Source organism: Pseudomonas putida, assembly GCA_041071465.1.
Lineage (GTDB): Bacteria > Pseudomonadota > Gammaproteobacteria > Pseudomonadales > Pseudomonadaceae > Aquipseudomonas > Aquipseudomonas putida_P.
The window spans coordinates 3228698-3248311 of sequence record CP163498.1; the positions used below are offsets into that span (position 1 = coordinate 3228698).

Genomic DNA, 19614 nt, shown 5'->3' on the forward strand with positions numbered 1-19614 from the left:
TGAAGCTCCCATTGTTTTCTAGTTATTGCCGGCCTTGTGGGCCGGGTGGGTGTTGCGGTGTTGCCTGGGTTGCCACGGGATCGCCGGGCTGAGTTGGGGGGGCGTGCTGCCTGTGCTGGCCTTTTCGCGGGTAAACCGCTCCCCCAGGGATCTGCGCAGACGCCTGGTTTGTGAAGATCTCTGTGGGAGCGGGTTCACCCGCGAAGTGGCCCTTGAGGGCTAAAGATCAGTCAACACTCACACCGGAAAAGTCATCGCGCCCAAACGGGCTGACCTTGAATTCGGAAACCTTGACGCTGAGCGGTTGGTTCACCGTGGAATGCGCCACCGGGGTAATCGGTACCTGCTGCTTGAGCCGCTGCTGGGCCTGCTGGTACAGGGCGGTGCGCTGCGTACGGTCGGTCACCTGCTTGGCCTGCTTGACCAGGCTGTCGTACTGCGGGTCGCACCACAGCGAATAGTTGTTGCTGCCGATGGCATCGCAGCTGTAGAGGGTGCCCAGCCAGTTGTCCGGGTCGCCGTTGTCACCGGTCCAGCCGATCAGGGCGATGTCGTGCTCACCGCTTTTCATGCGCTTGAGGTATTCGCCCCATTCATAGCTGACGATGCGTACCTTGAAGCCGAGCTTGTTCCAGTCGGCCTGAAGCATTTCGGCCATCAGCTTGGCGTTGGGGTTGTATGGGCGCTGCACCGGCATGGCCCACAGGGTGACCTCGGTGCCAGGTTTGACACCGGCCTGCTGCAGCAGCTGTCTGGCCTTTTCCGGGTTGTAGGGGGCGTCCTTGAGGCTTTCGTCATAGGACCACTGGGTGGGTGGCATGGCGTTCACCGCCAGTTGGCCGGAGTCCTGATACACCGCCTGGATGATGGCTTGCTTGTTCACCGCCATGTCCATTGCCTGGCGCACTTCCAGGCGGTCGAATGGTGGGTGCTGGGTGTTGTAGGCGATGTAGCCGAGGTTGAAGCCTGGTTGCTGCAACACCTGCAACGTGCTGTCGGCCTTGAGCGCCGGCAGGTCGGCCGGGCGCGGGTGCAGGGTGACCTGGCACTCATTGCGGCGCAGCTTCTGGATGCGCACCGAGGGGTCGACGTTGATCGAGAACACCAGGTTGTCGATCTTCACCTCATTCGGTGCCCAATAGTCCTTGTTGCCCTTGTAGCGGATCTGCGAATCCTTCTGGTATCGCTGGAACACGAACGGCCCGGTACCGATCGGCTGCTGGTTGATGTCGCTGGGGCGCCCGCTGGCCAGCAACTGGTCGGCGTACTCGGCGGAGAGGATGGAGGCGAAGCTCATGGCCAGGTTCTGGATGAACGCAGCATCGACCGTGTTCAAGGTGAACACCACGGTCAGCGGGCCGGCCTTCTCGATGCGAGCGATATTCTTGTCCAGGCCCATGCTGATGAAATAGGGGAACTCGGTAGGGTAGGCCTGGCGGAACCGATGACCCTTGTCGAGCATGCGGTTGAAGGTGAACAACACATCGTCGGCGTTGAGCTCGCGGCTTGGGTTGAAGGCCTTGTTGCTGTGGAATTTCACCCCTTCACGCAGGTGGAAGGTGTAGCGCAGGCCGTCGTCGGACACTTCCCAGCGAGTTGCCAGGGCAGGCTGCACGGCGGTGCCACCCCGTTCGAACTCGACCAGCCGGTTGTAGATGGGTTCGGCGGCGTCGTTGTCGGTGGCGCTGGTGTACTGAGCGGTGTCGAAGCCGGCTGGGCTGCCCTCGGAGCAGAACACCAGGTTGTTGGCCAGCAGGGCCGGGGACTGGCTGATCAGGCCCAGGGCCAATAGGGTCGAAAGGCGGGTAGCGTGACGCATGGCAAGTCCTTTTTCGTCTGTTTGCGCCGCCTCGTTGTACGAATGACGGCAACAGTTCGCCGCTCCCGCGGCGGATAGCAGCAGGACGACATGAAAGGGTGGCAAGGATGGAAGGGCACCCGCCGCTCAGCGGGTGCCCGGGTCAGCCTACTTGTCCACGCTGACGCCGTAGAAGGAGTTCAGTCCGAATGGGCTGATCTTGTAATCCTTCACTTTGGCGCTCATGGGCTGGTAGACGGTGGAGTGAGCGATCGGTGTGATCGGTACCTGCTCCTTGAGGATGTGCTGCGCCTTCTGGTACAGCTCGGTGCGCTTGGCCTGGTCGGAAGTGGCCTTGGCCTGCTTGATCAGGTCGTCGTAGGGCTTGTAGCACCACTTGGAGAAGTTGTTGCCATCCACGGCATCGCAGCCGTAGAGGGTGCCCAGCCAGTTGTCCGGGTCACCGTTGTCACCGCTCCAGCCAATCAGCATGGCGCCCTGTTCGCCGCCTTTGGAGCGTTTGATGTACTCGCCCCATTCGTAGCTGACGATCTTCGCCTTGATACCGATCTTGGCCCAGTCGGACTGGAGCATTTCGGCCATCAGCTTGGCATTGGGGTTGTACGGGCGTTGCACCGGCATGGCCCACAGGGTGATTTCGGTGCCTTCCTTGATGCCAGCTTCCTTGAGCAGTTGCTTGGCTTTTTCGGGGTCGAACGGGGCGTCCTTGATGCTGGTGTCATAGGACCATTGCGTGGGTGGCATGGCATTGACTGCCAGCTGACCGGCACCTTGGTAGACCGACTCGATGATCTTTTTCTTGTCCACGGCCATGTCCAGCGCCTGGCGCACTTTCAACTGGGCCATGGGGTTGGCGTCGTTGCTGCCCTTGATCTTGTCCATCACGTTGTAGGCGATGTAGCCAAGGTTGAAACCGGCCTGGTCAGGCATTTTTAGCTTGGGGTCTTGCTTTAGTGGCTCGATGTCGGCCGGGCGGGGGAACAAAGTGACCTGGCACTCGTTCTTTTTCAGCTTCTGCATGCGCACCGAGGCATCGGTGGTGATGGCAAAGATCAGGTTGTCGATCTTCACGTCATCGGGTTGCCAGTAGTCCTTGTTGCCCTTGAAGCGGATCTGCGCGTCCTTCTGGTACTTGCTGAACACGAACGGGCCAGTGCCGATAGGCTTCTGGTTGATGTCGGCGGCCTTGCCGTCCTTGAGCAGCTGGTCGGCGTATTCGGCGGACTGAATCGAGGCGAAGCTCATGGCCAGGTTCTGGATGAACGCGGCGTCGACTTCGTTGAGTGTGAACTTCACCGTGTGCTCGTCGAGCTTCTCCACTTTGGCGATATTCTTGTCCATGCCCATGTCGGTGAAGTACGGGAACTCGGTGGGGTAGGCCTTGCGGAACGGTTGCTCCTTGTCGAGCATGCGGTTGAAGGTGAACAACACGTCGTCGGCGTTGAACGGGCGGCTGGGCTTGAAGTAGTCGGTGGTATGGAACTTGACCCCTTCGCGCAGGTGGAAGGTGTAGGTCTTGCCGTCGTCGGACACTTCCCATTTGGTCGCCAGGCCCGGGATGACGGCCGTGCCACCACGTTCGAACTGGGTCAGGCGGTTGAACACGGTCTCGGCCGAGGCGTCGAAGTCGGTCCCGGTGGTGTACTGCCCCGGGTCGAAACCGGCCGGGCTGCCCTCGGAGCAGAACACCAGGTTGGACGCGGCCAAGGCCGACGGTGCACCGGTGAGCAAGCCTGCGCCAAGCAGGAACGGAATGACTGCGTGTTTGAGCATGGTGGCCTCATTGTTGTCATTTTTTGGATGAGGTGGCCTCGTGAGCCGACCTGCGGATACTTATGCAGGGGGTGTTCCCAATGCAACAGGAAGAAGGATAGTTGGCGCCGGAAAAGTGGTACGGCCGTACATGGATGTCGCATCGGTATAACTTTCGGCGAAGTTAAACGTTTGCGCGGGCAAAATGATGGCATTTTGCAGGATGTTTCGAGGCGGGAGTATATGTAGGAGGCACCTTAATGGTGCGTAGGAAGCTTCTGAAAATCTGAATTTGACGCGATACCTGGGAGAGCGAGCGCAGCCGCTCCCACAGGTGTTTCGTGAACCCGTTAAGGCATCTGCACTTCGATCAGGCCATCGGCATTCATGCTCACTTCACTGGTGCCTGCTTCGATATCCGGCGCTGGTGCCGCTTCATCAGCCCCCATGGCCTTCATCGCCATCGGTGCGCTACGCAGGTACGGGCGTGGGTAGCCGCTGCTGTTGAGGTTCAGGTTGACCACTTTGTAGCCCTTGCCGCCCAGCGCTTCTGTGGCCAGCTGCGCGCGTGCCTTGAAGGCATCGACCGCATCCTTGAGCAGTGCATCTTCGCTGGCCTTGCGCGTGGCCGGGGCGATGGAGAAGTCCATGCCGCCCATTTTCAGCTCTTGCAGCAGGTCGGCGGTCAGCTGGGACAAGGCCGGGAAGTTGGCGCTTTCCAGGCGCAGTTCGGCGCGCTCGCGCCAGCCGGTGATCTTCTGGCCCTTGCTGTCATATACCGGGTAGCTGTTGCGGCTTCCCTGGCTGATCTTCACGTCCTTGACCTGACGCGACTGCTGCACGGCCTTGTTCATGGTTTCGGTGATCTGCTTGGCGAGCTTGCCCGGGTCGCTGTTCTGCGCTTCGCTGTACAAGGTCACGACCATCAGGTCGCGCGCCACTTCCTTGCTGACTTCGGCACGCAGCGATACCTGGTTGAAACGCGGTTCATCGGCCGCCAGCGCCGGCAGGCTGGCGAGCAGGCCGCAAGACAGGATGAAGGCGGTGCCGCGACGTGGGATTTGCATGTGGTACTCCTTGGCAATAAAAGGCGTGGCGTCTGGTTGTCCATTCCACGCATGGCCCATCAGACCGGCAACAGTGTAGTGGGTTCAAAAGTGCCATCATCAACCTGTGACAAAGTGTGGCGCTTTGCCGCATCGCTGCAGCTAGGCGCCAGGCTTCGGTATACTCCAGCCGATTTTCTGGAGCACTCATCAGGAGAGCTCATGCTCGCTGCCGTACAACCGTTGTCCGCTACCCGTCAGAACCTCTGGCGCCTGACCGTCATTCGGGTCCTGGTCCTGGCTGCCCAGGCTGGCTCGGTGGGCGTTGCCTACTGGACCGAACTGCTGCCGTTGCCCTGGCTGTCGCTGGCCGGCACCTTGGCCTTGTCTTCGCTGCTGTGTGCCTTCACGGCCCTGCGCCTGCGCTTGTCGCTGCCCGTCACCGAAATGGAGTATGCCCTGCAGCTGGCTTGTGACCTGCTGATCCACAGCGCCTTGCTGTATTACTCCGGCGGTTCGACCAACCCGTTCGTTTCGTATTACCTGGTGCCGCTGGCGATTGCTGCGGTGACCTTGCCGTGGCTGTATTCGCTGATCCTGTCTGGCATCGCCCTGACGGCCTACAGCCTGCTGCTGGTGCAGTTCTACCCGCTCGAAGGCTTGCCCATGGCGCGGGACAAGATGCAGGTCTACGGCATGTGGCTGAGTATTGCCCTGGCGGCGGCCGTGATCACCTTCTTTGCCGCGCGCATGGCCGAAGAGCTGCGCCGCCAGGAGCAGCTGCGTTCCGAACGGCGTGAAGAAAGCCTGCGCGACGAGCAGTTGCTGGCCGTGGCCACCCAGGCTGCCGGTGCCGCCCATGAGCTGGGTACGCCGCTGGCGACCATGAGCGTGCTGATCAACGAAATGCGCCAGGACCATACCGACCCGCTGTTGCAGGAGGACCTGCAGATCCTCCAGGACCAGGTAAAGCTGTGCAAGGAAACCTTGCAACAGCTGGTGCGCGCTGCCGAAGCCAACCGACGCCTGGCGATCGTCGAGCAGGATGTGACTGCATGGCTGGACGAAGCGCTGAACCGCTGGCACCTGATGCGCCCGGAAGCCAGTTACCGCTTCCAGCGTCTGCGCGACGGCAAGGTGCCTCGGTTGACACCGCCACCGGACCTTACCCAGGCGCTGCTGAACCTGTTGAACAATGCTGCCGATGCCTGCCCCGATGACCTGGAAGTGCGCCTTGACTGGGACGCCCAGGACATCGTCATCAGCATCCGCGACCACGGCCCCGGCGTGCCGCCGGCCATTGCCGAAGCCATCGGCAAACCCTTCATTACCACCAAGGGCAAAGGCTTCGGCCTGGGCCTGTTCTTGAGCAAGGCCAGCGTGACCCGTGCGGGCGGTTCGGTAAAACTCTATAGTCATGAACAGGGTGGCACCCTGACCGAACTGCGCCTGCCCTATGGCAAGCGAGGAGATGAATGATGAGCGAAGAAAACCAGGTCGAAAGCGAAGAGCTGCCGCACCTGCTGCTGGTGGATGACGATGCCACCTTCACCCGGGTCATGGCCCGGGCCATGAGCCGTCGCGGTTTCCGCGTGAGCACTGCCAGTTCTGCCGAGGAAGGCTTGATCCTGGCTCAGCAGGACCTGCCGGACTACGCCACGCTGGACCTGAAGATGGACGGCGACTCGGGCCTGGTGCTGCTGCCCAAGCTGCTTGAGCTGGACCCAGAAATGCGCGTGGTGATCCTGACCGGCTATTCGAGCATTGCCACTGCGGTGGAGGCGGTCAAGCGCGGTGCCTGCAACTACCTGTGCAAGCCGGCTGACGCCGATGATGTGCTGGCAGCACTGCTGTCGGAGCACACCGACCTGGATACGCTGGTGCCGGAAAACCCGATGTCGGTCGACCGCCTGCAGTGGGAGCACATCCAGCGCGTTCTGAACGAGCACGAGGGCAATATCTCCGCCACCGCGCGGGCGCTGGGCATGCACCGGCGGACCTTGCAGCGCAAGCTGCAGAAACGGCCGGTTCGGCGCTGATTCTTTGCTCAAAGGGCCGGCTTCTTCGCGGGTTTATCCGCGAAGAAGCCGGCACTGACAGAAATTTATGTATAACACCCCGCGATCCCCGCAAATTCCGGCCGTTGGCGTATTATTAGCCGCCTAATGGCAACCCCCTCCAGGATCGCTTGCGCATGCTCGCCCTTCTTATCCAGACGCTGAACATCACGGCACCGGTTTTCGCCATGCTGTTCATGGGCGTGCTGCTCAAACGCATCCACCTGATCGACGACAACTTCAACCGCGTCGCCTCGCAGCTGGTGTTCAACGTGTGCATGCCGGCGCTGCTGTTCCTCGGTATCTATCACGCCGACCTGGCCGCAGCAGTCAAACCCGGTGTCATGCTGTACTTCATCGCTGCCACCCTGGTCGGCTTCGCCATTGCCTGGGGCCTGGCCATCTGGCGCAGCCCGCTGGCCGACCGGGGCATCTATACCCAGGGCGCATTTCGCGGCAACAACGGCGTGATCGGCTTGGCCCTGGCCGCCAGTTTGTACGGTGACTATGGTATTTCCCTGGGGGCGGTGCTCGCGGGCCTGGTCATCCTCATGTACAACTCGCTGTCGGCGGTGGTGCTGGCGGTGTACAGCCCGGACCTCAAGTCCGACCCATGGAGCATCTGCAAGAGCATTTTCAGCAACCCGTTGATCATCAGCGTGCTGGTGGCTACCCCGATGGCTTACGGCCAGGTGCCGTTGCCCAACTGGCTGCTGACCTCGGGCGACTACCTGGCGCAGATGACCCTGCCGCTGGCGCTGATCTGCATCGGTGGCACCTTGTCGCTGGCGGCGCTGCGTGACTGTGGCCGGCTGGCCATCGATGCCAGCCTGGTGAAGATGGTCTGCTTGCCGTTGCTCGGTACCCTGGGGGCTTGGTTGTGTGGCTTTCGCGGTGCGGAGTTGGGCATCCTGTTCCTCTACATCGGCAGCCCGACCGCTGCGGCCAGCTACGTGATGGCGCGGGCGGCCAATGGTAACCATGAGCTGGCGGCGTCGATCATCGTCATTACCACGCTAATGGCGGCAATCACCACCAACATTGGTATTTTCATCTTGCAGTGGGGCGGATGGATCTAGATCCTTGACTGCAAATAACAGCAACAGCACTGCCTCACTGAGCTAAAGGACACTTCATGCAAGACCAGAGCACGCCCGAGCGGTTACAGCGCGGGCTGAAGAATCGCCATATCCAGCTGATCGCGCTGGGCGGGGCCATCGGTACCGGGTTGTTTCTGGGCATCGCCCAGACCATCCAGCTGGCCGGCCCCTCCGTGCTGCTGGGCTATGCCATCGCCGGCCTGATGGCCTTTCTGATCATGCGCCAGTTGGGCGAAATGGTCGTGGAAGAGCCGGTCGCCGGTAGTTTCAGCCACTTCGCCCACCAGTACTGGAGCGAGTTCGCCGGCTTCGTTTCGGGGTGGAATTACTGGGTGGTGTACGTGCTGGTCGGCATGGCCGAACTGACGGCGGTCGGCATCTACGTGCAGTACTGGTGGCCGGAGTTTCCTACCTGGGCCACCGCGGCGATCTTCTTCGTGGCGATCAACCTGATCAACCTGACCCAGGTGAAGGTCTACGGCGAGATGGAGTTCTGGTTCGCCCTGGTCAAGGTGGTGGCCATCGTCAGCATGATCGGCTTTGGCGCCTGGCTGTTGAGCAGCGGCCATGGCGGCCCGGATGCCAGCGTGGCCAACCTGTGGCAGTACGGCGGCTTCTTCCCTAACGGCGTCAGCGGCTTGGTGATGGCCTTGGCGGTGATCATGTTCTCGTTCGGCGGCCTGGAGCTGGTGGGTATCACCGCCGCCGAAGCCGACAACCCCCGCCAGAGCATCCCCAAAGCCACCAACCAAGTGGTGTACCGCATCCTGATCTTCTACATCGGTGCCCTGGCGGTGCTGTTGTCGCTGTACCCGTGGCAGAAGGTAGTGCAGGGCGGTAGCCCGTTCGTGATGATCTTCCATGAGCTGGACAGCGACCTGGTGGCGACCATCCTCAATATCGTGGTGCTGACGGCTGCGCTGTCGGTGTACAACAGCTGTGTGTACGCCAACAGCCGCATGCTGTTCGGCCTGGCTAGCCAAGGTGATGCGCCGCGCCAGCTGCTGAAGGTAAGCCGCAGCGGTGTACCGCTGACCGCGCTGGGCGTGTCGGCCTTCGCGACCGGCCTGTGCGTGCTGATCAACTACCTGATGCCGGGCGAGGCCTTTGGCTTGCTGATGGCGCTGGCGGTGTCGGCGCTGGTGATCAACTGGGCGAGCATCAGCATTACTCATCTGAAATTCCGCAAGGCCAAGCTGGCTGCCGGCATCATCCCCTTCTACAAAAGCCTGGGGCACCCGCTGACCAACTACCTGTGTCTGGCGTTCATCGTGCTGATATTGGTGGTGATGTACCTGACCCCGCCGATTCGCATCTCGGTGATGCTGATCCCGGCTTGGATTGCCGTACTGTGGGTGGCCTTCAAGCTGAAGAAGGCTCGCCAGGCCAAATAGGCAAGGCAGTACCAGCCTCTTCGCGGGCGTGACCGCGAAGAGGCTGGTACTGGAAAAGGCTGCGTCAGCCTTGGTAGCTGTCGATCACTTCCTGCGCGGCCCTGAAGGCATCAATCGCCGCCGGCACGCCCGCATACACTGCACAATGCAGCAACGCCTCGCGGATTTCCTCGACCGTACAGCCATTGTTCAACGCCCCGCGCACATGCCCCTTGAGCTCCTGCGGGCACTTCAGTGCCGTCAGCGTGGCCAAGGTAATCAGGCTGCGAGTCTTCAGAGGTAATCCGTCACGCGCCCACACACTGCCCCAGGCATGTTCATTGACGAAGTCCTGCAGCGGCTGGGTGAAGTCGGTGGCATTGCCCAGTGCGCGATCGACGAATGCATCGCCCATTACCTGACGGCGAATTTGCTCGCCGGTCTTGTTGCTATCAGCCATGTTGTTTTCCTTAGTGTTGGCGGCGCCAGGCACGTACGGTGGTGTACAGCAACACCATGGCGAGCACCGGCAGTACATAGAACAGCATCAATCGTTCCAGGCGGCCGGCCAGCGGCATGCCCATGGTAAAGGCTGCCACATGCAGGCCATAGACCAGGTACAGGCAAAGAAACACCAGGCCTTCGGCGCGGGTGATGCGGTAGCCGGAATAGAACACTGGCAGGCTCAATAGGGCAACGCCGAGCATTACAGGCAAGTCGAAAGACAGCGCGTTGGGCGAGATCGACAGCGGTTCTGGGGCGATCAGCGCGGTCAGGCCCAGCACGGCCAGCAGGTTGAACAGGTTGCTGCCGATGACCGTGCCCACGGCAATCTCCCGTTCGCCACGCAGGGCGGCAATCAGCGCTGCGGCCAGCTCCGGCAGGGAGGTGCAGACGGCGACGACTGTCAGGCCGATGATGCGCTCGGACAGGCCCAGGTCGGTAGCCACTTCGACGGCGGCTTCCAGCAGTAAGTGGCCCGCCAGGCTCAGCAGGCCAAGGCCGACCAACACCTGCAGCAGCGTGCCTGACCAGAAGCGCCCGGCGCTGGACCTGGCAGCATCCGGGGCGGGGTAAGTGCGTGCATAGTGGCGGGACTGGTGCCAGAGCATTGCCAGGTAACCAGCCAGGCCCAGCAGTAGCAGTGCCCCTTCCACTCGGCCCAGGTGACCGTTGGTGGACAATGCGTACACCAGCCCGCTGGCGATGATCATCAACGGAATGTCCAGGCGCACCAGTTGGCGTGACACGCGCAGCGGGATGATCAGCGCGGCCAGGCCAAGAATGACCAGGATGTTGAAGATGTTGCTGCCGACCACGCTGCCGACCGCCACATCGGGTGCTCCCTGGTAGGCAGCCTGCAGGCTCACGGTCAATTGTGGCGCGGTACTGCCGAACGCCACCAGGCTCAGGCCGATGATCAGTGGGCGCACGTGCAGGCGCTGTGCCAGGCGCAACGCGGCGCGCACCAGTAGCTCGGCGCCGCCGATCAGCAACAGCAGGGCAATGCCCAGTTGCAGCAGGCTAAAGGTGGGAAGGGTGGCCAGGTCGAAAATGGTCGGACTCCTGTCGCGTCAGTCGCTAAGCCCTTGTACTCGCACGCGCGCTGTTCCGCTACGGAGCATGCCGATTTTTTCTGCTGCGGCGCGAGACAAGTCGATCAATCGGCCACGGGTGTGCGGGCCTCGGTCGTTGATGCGTACCACCACGCTGCGCTGGTTGGCCATGTTGGTGACCAGTACGCGGGTACCGAAAGGCAGGCTGCGGTGGGCGGCGGTAAGGCCGTGCTGGTTGAATGGTTCGCCGCTGGCGGTGCGTTTGCCGTGGTGGCGCGAGCCGTAATAGGAAGCGGTGCCCGTCTGGTCGTAACCGCGTGGGTCGATGTCGTGGCTGGCGCAGCCGGCCAGGAAGGAGAAGAGGGCCAGTGTGCCGAGGGATCGTTTTAGCAAGTCAGGTGCTCTCCTAGCGCGGCCATTCGCGGCAACAGCCGCTTCCAAAGCTACGGCGCAGCCCTTGGGCGCGTCGCCGTAGCTTTGGAAGCGGCTGTTGCCGCGAACGAGGGCAAAGCCCTCGCAGCATTACGGGGGTAAAACAATCACCCTTCGAGCTTGGCTTTGAGCAATTGGTTCACCTGCCCCGGGTTGGCCTTGCCTTTGGAAGCTTTCATGGCCTGGCCGACGAAGAAGCCGAACATCTTGCCGCGTTTGGCCTCATCGGCTGCGCGGTACTGTTCGACCTGCTCGGCATTGGCTGCCAGCATTTCGTCGAGCATCTTGTCGATCGCACCGGTGTCGGTAACCTGTTTCAGGCCCTTGCTGTCGATGATGCTGTCGGCATCGCCTTCACCGGCGGCCATGGCCTCGAACACGGTCTTGGCGATTTTGCCGCTGATGGTGTTGTCGCGAATGCGCAGCAGCATGCCGCCCAGTTGCGCGGCGCTGACCGGCGCCTGGTCGATTTCGACACCCAGCTTGTTCAGCAGGCTGCCCAGTTCGACCATGACCCAGTTGGCCGCCAGCTTGGCGTCGCCACCGATCTTCACTACCTCTTCGAAGTAATCTGCCTGTTCGCGGCTGGAGGCCAACACGTTGGCGTCGTATGCCGACAGGCCGTACTGGCTCTGGAAACGCTCGACTTTCTGTGGCGGCAGCTCTGGCAGGCCGGCGCGAATGGTGTCGAGGAAGCTGTCCTCGATCACCACCGGCAGCAGGTCCGGGTCGGGGAAGTAGCGATAGTCGTTGGCTTCCTCCTTGCTGCGCATGGAGCGGGTTTCGTCTTTGTTCGGGTCGTACAGGCGGGTTTCCTGCACCACCTTGCCGCCGTCTTCGATCAAGTCGATCTGGCGTTGGATTTCGCTGTTGATCGCGCGCTCGATGAAGCGGAACGAGTTGACGTTCTTGATCTCGCAGCGGGTGCCGAACTCGGTCTGGCCTTTCGGGCGGATCGACACGTTGCAGTCGCAACGCAGCGAACCTTCGGCCATGTTGCCATCGCAGATGCCCAGGTAACGTACCAGCGCGTGGATCGCCTTGACGTAAGCCACGGCTTCCTTGGCGCTGCGCATGTCAGGCTCGGAGACGATTTCCAGCAGTGGCGTGCCGGCACGGTTCAAGTCGATGCCGGTGGAGCCGCTGAAGTCTTCGTGCAGGCTCTTGCCGGCGTCTTCTTCCAGGTGCGCACGGGTTACGCCGATGCGCTTGATGGTGCCGTCTTCCAGGGCGATGTCCAGGTGGCCCTTGCCGACGATCGGCAGGTCCATCTGGCTGATCTGGTAGCCCTTGGGCAGGTCCGGGTAGAAGTAGTTCTTGCGCGCGAACACGTTGCGCTTGCCGATTTCGGCGTCGATGGCCAGGCCGAACATGCACGCCATGCGCACGGCTTCCTGGTTCAGCACCGGCAGTACACCGGGCATGCCCAGGTCAACCAGGCTGGCCTGGGTGTTCGGCTCGGAGCCAAAGGTGGTGGCGCTGCCGGAGAAAATCTTCGACTGGGTGGCGAGCTGAGTGTGGATTTCCAGCCCGATCACAACTTCCCATTGCATGTGTGAATTCCTCAGAAGCCGTTGGGGGCGCGGGTGTGCCAGTCGGTCACTTGCTGGTAGCGGTGCGCGACGTTGAGCAAGCGGCCTTCCTGGAAGTACGGCGCCAGCAGTTGCACGCCGACTGGCAGGCCGTCGACGAAGCCAGCGGGCATCGACAGGCCCGGCAGGCCCGCCAGGTTGGCGGTGATGGTGTAGACGTCTTCCAGGTAGGCGGCGACCGGGTCGCTGCTCTTGGCGCCGAGCTTCCAGGCCGGGTTTGGCGTGGTCGGGCCGAGGATCAGGTCGACATCGTTGAAGGCGGCCATGAAGTCGTTCTTGATCAGGCGGCGGATTTGCTGCGCCTTCACGTAGTAGGCGTCGTAGTAGCCCGCCGACAGCGCGTAGGTGCCGACCATGATGCGGCGCTGTACTTCAACGCCGAAGCCTTCGCCGCGGGAACGCTTGTACAGGTCGGTGAGGTCTTTGGGCTCTTCGCAGCGGTAGCCGAAGCGCACGCCGTCGAAGCGCGACAGGTTGGAAGAGGCTTCAGCCGGGGCGATCACGTAGTAGGCCGGGATGGCGTGCTGCATGTTCGGCAGGCTGATTTCCTTGACCACCGCACCGAGCTTTTCCAGCTCCTTGACGCTGGCCTGGACCAGTTCGGCGATGCGTGGGTCGAGGCCTGCGCCAAAGTACTCTTTCGGCAGGCCGATGCGCAGGCCCTGCAGCGAAGCGTTCAGGTTGGCGCTGTAGTCCGGCACTGGCTCTTCGATGCTGGTGGAGTCCTTGGCGTCGAAACCGGCCATGCCTTGCAGCAGCAGGGCGCAGTCCTCGGCGGTGCGGGCCAGCGGGCCGCCCTGGTCGAGGCTGGAGGCGTAGGCGATCATGCCCCAGCGCGACACACGACCGTACGTCGGCTTGAGGCCGGTGAGGTTGGTCAGTGCAGCTGGCTGGCGGATCGAGCCGCCGGTGTCGGTACCGGTGGTGGCGGGCAGCAGGCGCGCGGCCACTGCAGCGGCCGAGCCACCGGACGAGCCGCCGGGTACGTGCTCGAGGTTCCACGGGTTCTTCACCGCGCCGTAGTGGCTGGATTCGTTGGCCGAACCCATGGCGAATTCGTCCATGTTGGTCTTGCCCAGGGTGACCATGCCGGCTTCGGCCAGCTTGGCGACCACGGTGGCGTCATACGGCGCCTTGAAGTTGTCGAGCATCTTCGAGCCGCAGCTGGTGCGTACGCCGTTGGTGCAGAACAGGTCTTTGTGGGCGATCGGCGCCCCCAGCAGCGCGCCGGTTTCGCCAGCGGCGCGACGGGCGTCGGCGGCACGTGCCTGGCCCAGGGCCAGGTCTTCGGTGACGCTGATGAAGCTGTTGATCTGCGGGTCGAGCTGTTTGATGCGCGCCAGCAGCGCGCGGGTCAGCTCTTCGGAAGAAAACGATTTGTCGGCGAGTCCGCGGGCGATCTCGGCCAGGGTAAATTGATGCATGGCAGGTTCTATCCCTTACTCGATGACTTTGGGAACCAGGTACAGACCGCTTTCGGTCGACGGTGCGATCGCCTGGTAGGCGTCGCGCTGGTTGCTTTCGGTGACCTGGTCAGGGCGCAGGCGCTGGCTGGCCTCCAGCGGGTGGGCCAGTGGCTCGATGCCAGTGGTGTCGACCGCTTGCATCTGGTCTACAAGGCCGAGAATGCTGTTCAGGGCGTCGGTAATGCGTGGCAGTTCGCCATCATTGAGGCCCAGGCGGGCCAGATGGGCGATCTTTTCCACGTCGCAGCGTTCAAGCGCCATGAGGATCTCCAAGGGAAACAAAGAACGGAATTTAGGTCCGTAGTGAGGAACATGTCAGCTTTCTGGCGGTCTAACGGCCGCGAAATTCTGCTGGCGTGCTCGGAAAAACAGCCAATTTAACATATTGGCTCCTTGCCCAAAATCCCTGCCATTGTTAGAGTTTGCCGCACTTTTTTACCCACGCTTTCCCCAGGGTCACTTTCCCATGTTCAAGAAACTGCGTGGCATGTTTTCCAGCGATCTTTCCATCGACCTGGGTACTGCCAACACCCTTATTTACGTGCGTGAGCGCGGTATCGTCCTGAATGAGCCCTCGGTTGTTGCCATCCGTACCCATGGCAACCAGAAAAGCGTCGTCGCCGTCGGTACCGAAGCCAAACGCATGCTGGGCCGTACGCCTGGCAACATTGCTGCCATTCGTCCGATGAAGGACGGCGTCATCGCCGACTTCAGCGTGTGCGAAAAAATGTTGCAATATTTTATCAACAAGGTTCACGAGAACAGCTTCCTGCAGCCAAGCCCACGCGTGCTGATCTGCGTGCCGTGCAAGTCGACCCAGGTCGAGCGCCGCGCCATCCGCGAGTCGGCTTTGGGTGCCGGTGCCCGTGAAGTGTTCCTGATCGAAGAGCCGATGGCTGCTGCCATCGGTGCCGGCCTGCCGGTCGAAGAGGCTCGCGGATCGATGGTCGTCGATATCGGTGGCGGTACCACCGAAATCGCCCTGATCTCGCTGAACGGCGTGGTCTATGCCGAATCCGTGCGCGTTGGCGGCGATCGCTTCGACGAAGCCATCGTCACCTACGTGCGCCGCAACTACGGCAGCCTGATCGGCGAATCCACCGCCGAGCGTATCAAGCAGGAAATCGGTACGGCCTACCCCGGTGGCGAAGTACGTGAAGTCGACGTTCGCGGCCGCAACCTGGCCGAAGGCGTACCGCGTGCCTTCACCCTGAACTCCAACGAAGTGCTCGAAGCGCTGCAAGAGTCGCTGGCGACCATCGTCCAAGCGGTCAAGAGCGCCCTCGAGCAATCGCCGCCGGAGCTGGCTTCGGACATCGCCGAGCGTGGTCTGGTGCTGACCGGTGGTGGTGCGCTGCTGCGTGACCTCGACAAACTGCTGGCCCAGGAAACCGGCCTGCCGGTGATCGTCGCCGAGGACCCGCTGACCTGTGTCGCCCGTGGCGGCGGTCGCGCCCTGGAGATGATGGACAAGCACGCGATGGACTTGCTCTCCAGCGAGTGATCCCACTCGCTGTTCACGAGCGCCCGGTTTACAGGTAGTACGCACAGTGCTACCTGTATGTGCTGGGCTGGCGCCCGTTTGGGGCGCCGTATCCGTCAACCCGCAACCAGGCTGGTGCGTTGTCCCATGTCCAATGACCTCCTGAGTCGTCCACGAGGAACGGCCCATTAAACCGCTTTTCTCCAAGGGCCCTTCGCTGGGCGTTCGCCTGCTCGTTCTGGTGGTGATGTCGGTCGCGTTGATGGTTGTCGACGCGCGCTTCGACGTGCTCAAGCCCGTGCGCAGCCAGATGGGCCTGGTGCTGATGGAATCGTACTGGATCACCGACTTGCCGCAGCGTGCCTGGCAAGGTGTGGCCGGCCAGTTCGGCAGCCGCACCGAGCTGATAGCCGAAAACGAGAAGCTCAAGACCGAAGCCCTGCTGCTGCAGGGGCGCCTGCAGAAGCTGGCGGCCCTGACCGAGCAGAACGTGCGGCTGCGCGAGCTGCTCGATTCCTCGGCCCTGGTCAACGAAAAGGTCGAAGTGGCCGAGCTCATCGGTGTGGACCCAACCCGTTCACCCACCGCATCCTGATCAACAAGGGGGAGCGTGATGGTGTGTTCCTGGGCCAGCCAGTGCTCGATGCCCGTGGCCTGATGGGCCAAGTGGTCGAGTTGATGCCCTACACCTCGCGGGTGCTGTTGCTGACCGATACCACCCACAGCATTCCGGTGCAGGTCAACCGCAACGGCCTGCGTGCCATCGCCAGCGGCACCGGCAACCCGGAGCGCCTGGAGTTGCGCCATGTGGCCGACACCGCCGACATCAAGGAAGGCGACCTGCTGGTCAGTTCCGGCATGGGGCAGCGCTTCCCGGCCGGTTACCCGGTGGCTACGGTCAACGAAGTGATCCACGACTCCGGCCAGCCATTTGCCATTGTCCGTGCCATCCCCACCGCCGCGCTCAACCGCAGCCGCTATATGCTGCTGGTGTTCAGTGATCGGCGTAGCCCGGAGCAGCGTGCCACCGATGCCGCCATTGCCCAGGAAGAGGCCGACCGCAAGGGCAACGCGCCTGCTGGCCAGCCGGCCGCTACCGGCGAGCAGGCTGCACCTGCCGTGCCAGCCACCCCGGCAGCGCCGGCTACACCGCCCGCGCAGTCAGCAGCCCCAGCTGCTGCACCTGTCACGCCGGCCGCACCCGCTCACACCCGGAGGCAATGATGGCTGCATCACGCCGCAACAATGGCTGGGTCATCTGGCTGACGTTCGCCATCGGCTTGCTGCTCAGCGTTTCGCCCATGCCGCAGTTCATGGAAGTGTTCCGGCCCATGTGGCTGGCATTGCTGGTGTCGTTCTGGACCCTCGCCGTGCCGAACAAGGTCGGCATGACCACCGCGTTTTTGCTGGGCCTGGCCGAGGATGTGCTGTATGGCACCCTGCTGGGGCAGAACGCGCTGATCCTTACCCTCATCACCTTCCTGGTGCTGTCCCTGCAGCAACGCCTGCGCATGTTCCCCATGTGGCAGCAAAGCCTGGTCATCCTGGTGATCTTCGGCATCGCCCAGCTGATTCAGCTATGGCTCAGCGCACTGACCGGCAATCGCCTGCCTACCCTGGCGCTAGTCTGGTCGGCGGTGATCAGTGCCTTGCTCTGGCCGTGGATCAGTTTCGCCCTGCGCGATTTGCGCCGACGTTTGCATATCAATTGACGGCGACGCGCCACTGACAGGGAGATGTCTGCATGAACCCGCTATACCTGGCCTCCGGCTCGCCCCGTCGTCGTGAACTGCTGACCCAGATCGGTGTGCCGTTCAGCGTCATCAGCGCCCCCATCGATGAAACCCCGCTAGCCAACGAAAGCGCACCGGCCTACGTCGAACGCCTGGCTCGGGCCAAGGCTGCGGCCGGCCTGGCCAGTGTCGATGGCCCCGCTGTAGTGCTCGGCGCAGACACTGCCGTGGTGCTCGATGGTCGTATTCTCGGCAAGCCGGAAAACCGCGAAGATGCCTTGGCCATGCTGGCAGACCTTTCAGGCCGTGAGCATCAGGTGCTGACCGCTGTCGCCCTCGATGATGGCCAGCGCGTGCACAGTTTTTGCGTCACCAGCACAGTACGTTTTCGCGCTATCAGCGCCGGTGAAGCGCAGCGCTACTGGGCCAGCGGCGAGCCAGCGGACAAGGCTGGCGGCTACGCCATCCAGGGCCTGGGCGCGGTGTTCGTCACCGACCTTTCCGGCAGCTACTCGGCGGTGGTTGGCTTGCCGCTCAGTGAAACGGCCGACGTGCTTGGCCAGTTCGGCATCGCCTGCTGGCAAGCGCCCGTGCATACGCCAGAGGTAACAAACCCGTAGTAGCCAGCAGTGCATACGCCATCCATCATTACAAAAGACCTTTGACGAGAGCCTGCCATGAGTGAAGAGATCCTGATCAACATCACGCCGATGGAGTCACGTGTGGCGGTGGTGGAAAACGGGGTGCTGCAGGAAGTGCACGTCGAGCGCACCCAGCGCCGTGGCATCGTCGGCAATATCTACAAGGGCAAGGTGGTACGCGTGCTGCCGGGCATGCAGGCGGCCTTCGTCGACATCGGCCTGGAGCGCGCAGCGTTCATCCATGCCTCGGAAATTTCCCAGCGCGAAGGTTCGGCGGTAGAGAACATCACCGCACTGGTACACGAAGGCCAGGCCCTTGTGGTGCAGGTGACCAAGGACCCGATCGGCACCAAGGGTGCACGCCTGACCACTCAGCTGTCGATCCCGTCGCGCTACCTGGTGTACATGCCGCGCAGCAGCCATGTCGGTATTTCGCTGAAAATCGAGGACGAAGCCGAGCGCGAGCGCCTCAAGCAGGTGGTCAGCGATTGCATGGACAGCGAGAACATCAAGGATGCCGGAGGGTTCATCCTGCGCACCGCAGCCGAGGGCGCGCGTGCCGAAGAAATCTTGCAGGACATCCGCTACCTGCGCCGCCTGTGGGAGCAGATTGGCACCCAGATCAAGACCTGCGGCGCACCCACGGTCATCTACGAAGACCTGGGCCTGGCCCTGCGTACCCTGCGTGACCTGGTCAACCCGAAGATCGAAAAGATCCGCATCGACTCGCGGGAAACCTTCCAGAAAACCACGCAGTTCGTCGGCGAGCTGATGCCGGAAATCGCCGACCGCCTCGAACACTACCCAGGCGAGCGGCCTATCTTTGACCTGTACGGCGTCGAAGACGAGATCCAGCGTGCCCTGGAACGCAAGGTGCCGCTGAAGTCCGGCGGCTACCTGGTGGTCGACCCGGCCGAAGCGATGACCACCATCGACGTCAACACCGGGGCGTTCGTGGGCCATCGCAACCTCGAAGAAACCATCTTCAAGACCAACCTCGAAGCCGCCACCGCCATCGCCCGGCAACTGCGCCTGCGCAACATTGGCGGCATCATCATCATCGACTTCATCGACATGGAAGACGAAGAGCACCAGCGTCAGGTGCTGCGTACCCTGGAAAAGCAGCTGGAGCGCGACCACGCCAAGACCAACATCATCGGCATCACCGAGCTGGGCCTGGTGCAGATGACCCGCAAGCGTACGCGGGAAAGCCTGGAGCAGGTGCTGTGCGAGCCGTGCCTGGCCTGCCAGGGGCGCGGCAAGCTGAAGACTCCCGAGACCATCTGTTACGAAATCTTCCGCGAGATCCTGCGCGAGGCCCGTGCCTATCAGGCCGAGGGTTACCGTGTGCTGGCCAACCAGAAGGTGGTCGATCGCCTGCTGGATGAAGAATCGGGCAACGTGGCGGAACTGGAAGCCTTCATCGGCCGAACCATTCGCTTCCAGGTCGAGTCGATGTATTCGCAGGAACAATACGACGTGGTGCTGCTCTGAGGTCTTCTCGAACACGCAGCTGGATGGTCTGGCTGGCAAAACCGGCACTACGGGCCATCATGGATAAACG

17 protein-coding genes and 1 pseudogene are annotated in these 19614 nt (G+C 62.3%); 9 read left to right on the plus strand and 9 right to left on the minus strand.

Going from position 1 to position 19614, the window contains the following annotated elements; translation table 11 throughout:
- Positions 1-226: 226 nt before the first annotated feature.
- From AB5975_14905 to AB5975_14915, 3 genes are all read right to left on the minus strand, one after another.
- The gene (locus tag AB5975_14905) at positions 227-1819 is read right to left on the minus strand and encodes an ABC transporter substrate-binding protein (GenBank protein XDR17993.1); all 1593 of its coding nucleotides are present in this window, start codon (positions 1817-1819) and stop codon (positions 227-229) included.
- Between the two features lie 147 nt (positions 1820-1966).
- Positions 1967-3592: an ABC transporter substrate-binding protein gene (locus tag AB5975_14910; GenBank protein ID XDR17994.1), complete on the minus strand. Its 1626-nt coding sequence runs from the start codon at positions 3590-3592 to the stop codon at positions 1967-1969.
- 329 nt (positions 3593-3921) lie between these two features.
- Positions 3922-4638, minus strand: coding sequence for an SIMPL domain-containing protein (locus AB5975_14915; protein XDR17995.1), 717 nt, complete (start codon positions 4636-4638; stop codon positions 3922-3924).
- Positions 4639-4839: 201 nt separating this feature from the next.
- Between AB5975_14915 and AB5975_14920 the strand changes: the two genes are divergently transcribed.
- The 4 genes from AB5975_14920 (at position 4840) to AB5975_14935 (ending at position 9168) form a co-directional block, all read left to right on the plus strand.
- The gene (locus tag AB5975_14920) at positions 4840-6096 is read left to right on the plus strand and encodes an ATP-binding protein (protein XDR17996.1); all 1257 of its coding nucleotides are present in this window, start codon (positions 4840-4842) and stop codon (positions 6094-6096) included.
- Positions 6096-6656 carry a response regulator transcription factor gene (locus AB5975_14925; protein XDR17997.1) on the plus strand — a complete coding sequence of 187 codons (561 nt, stop codon included), beginning with the start codon at positions 6096-6098 and terminating at the stop codon, positions 6654-6656. Before AB5975_14920 ends, AB5975_14925 begins: the two co-directional genes overlap by 1 nt.
- A gap of 155 nt (positions 6657-6811) precedes the next feature.
- Complete coding sequence (locus tag AB5975_14930; protein ID XDR17998.1) at positions 6812-7753, plus strand: AEC family transporter; 942 nt, start codon at positions 6812-6814, stop codon at positions 7751-7753.
- A 56-nt stretch (positions 7754-7809) separates the two neighbouring features.
- Complete coding sequence (locus AB5975_14935; GenBank protein ID XDR17999.1) at positions 7810-9168, plus strand: amino acid permease; 1359 nt, start codon at positions 7810-7812, stop codon at positions 9166-9168.
- A gap of 64 nt (positions 9169-9232) precedes the next feature.
- On the opposite strand, the gene AB5975_14940 is transcribed toward AB5975_14935, so the two are convergent.
- The 6 genes from AB5975_14940 to gatC all read right to left on the minus strand — a co-directional run bounded on the left by AB5975_14940 (position 9233) and on the right by gatC (position 14454).
- Positions 9233-9607: a carboxymuconolactone decarboxylase family protein gene (locus AB5975_14940; GenBank protein ID XDR18000.1), complete on the minus strand. Its 375-nt coding sequence runs from the start codon at positions 9605-9607 to the stop codon at positions 9233-9235.
- Positions 9608-9617: 10 nt separating this feature from the next.
- Positions 9618-10661 carry a calcium/sodium antiporter gene (locus tag AB5975_14945; GenBank protein XDR22974.1) on the minus strand — a complete coding sequence of 348 codons (1044 nt, stop codon included), beginning with the start codon at positions 10659-10661 and terminating at the stop codon, positions 9618-9620.
- A 60-nt stretch (positions 10662-10721) separates the two neighbouring features.
- Positions 10722-11096 (minus strand): septal ring lytic transglycosylase RlpA family protein, encoded by a 375-nt coding sequence (locus tag AB5975_14950; GenBank protein ID XDR18001.1) that lies wholly within the window; start codon positions 11094-11096, stop codon positions 10722-10724.
- 146 nt (positions 11097-11242) lie between these two features.
- On the minus strand, positions 11243-12688 hold the full coding sequence (gene gatB / locus AB5975_14955; protein ID XDR18002.1) for an Asp-tRNA(Asn)/Glu-tRNA(Gln) amidotransferase subunit GatB: 1446 nt from the start codon (positions 12686-12688) through the stop codon (positions 11243-11245).
- 11 nt (positions 12689-12699) lie between these two features.
- Positions 12700-14151: an Asp-tRNA(Asn)/Glu-tRNA(Gln) amidotransferase subunit GatA gene (gene gatA, locus AB5975_14960; GenBank protein XDR18003.1), complete on the minus strand. Its 1452-nt coding sequence runs from the start codon at positions 14149-14151 to the stop codon at positions 12700-12702.
- Between the two features lie 15 nt (positions 14152-14166).
- The gene (gene gatC / locus AB5975_14965) at positions 14167-14454 is read right to left on the minus strand and encodes an Asp-tRNA(Asn)/Glu-tRNA(Gln) amidotransferase subunit GatC (GenBank protein ID XDR18004.1); all 288 of its coding nucleotides are present in this window, start codon (positions 14452-14454) and stop codon (positions 14167-14169) included.
- A 205-nt stretch (positions 14455-14659) separates the two neighbouring features.
- Between gatC and mreB the strand changes: the two genes are divergently transcribed.
- From mreB to rng, 5 genes and pseudogenes are all read left to right on the plus strand, one after another.
- A complete protein-coding gene (gene mreB, locus AB5975_14970) occupies positions 14660-15697 on the plus strand; it encodes a rod shape-determining protein MreB (GenBank protein XDR18005.1) in 1038 nt (345 codons plus the stop codon).
- 196 nt (positions 15698-15893) lie between these two features.
- Positions 15894-16900 (plus strand): annotated as a pseudogene (mreC, locus tag AB5975_14975) (rod shape-determining protein MreC).
- Positions 16900-17388, plus strand: a complete 489-nt coding sequence (gene mreD / locus AB5975_14980) for a rod shape-determining protein MreD (GenBank protein XDR18006.1) — start codon at positions 16900-16902, stop codon at positions 17386-17388. Before mreC ends, mreD begins: the two are co-directional and overlap by 1 nt.
- A gap of 32 nt (positions 17389-17420) precedes the next feature.
- Positions 17421-18029 (plus strand): nucleoside triphosphate pyrophosphatase, encoded by a 609-nt coding sequence (locus AB5975_14985; GenBank protein XDR18007.1) that lies wholly within the window; start codon positions 17421-17423, stop codon positions 18027-18029.
- Between the two features lie 57 nt (positions 18030-18086).
- A complete protein-coding gene (gene rng, locus AB5975_14990; GenBank protein XDR18008.1) occupies positions 18087-19544 on the plus strand; it encodes a ribonuclease G in 1458 nt (485 codons plus the stop codon).
- Positions 19545-19614 lie beyond the last annotated feature (70 nt).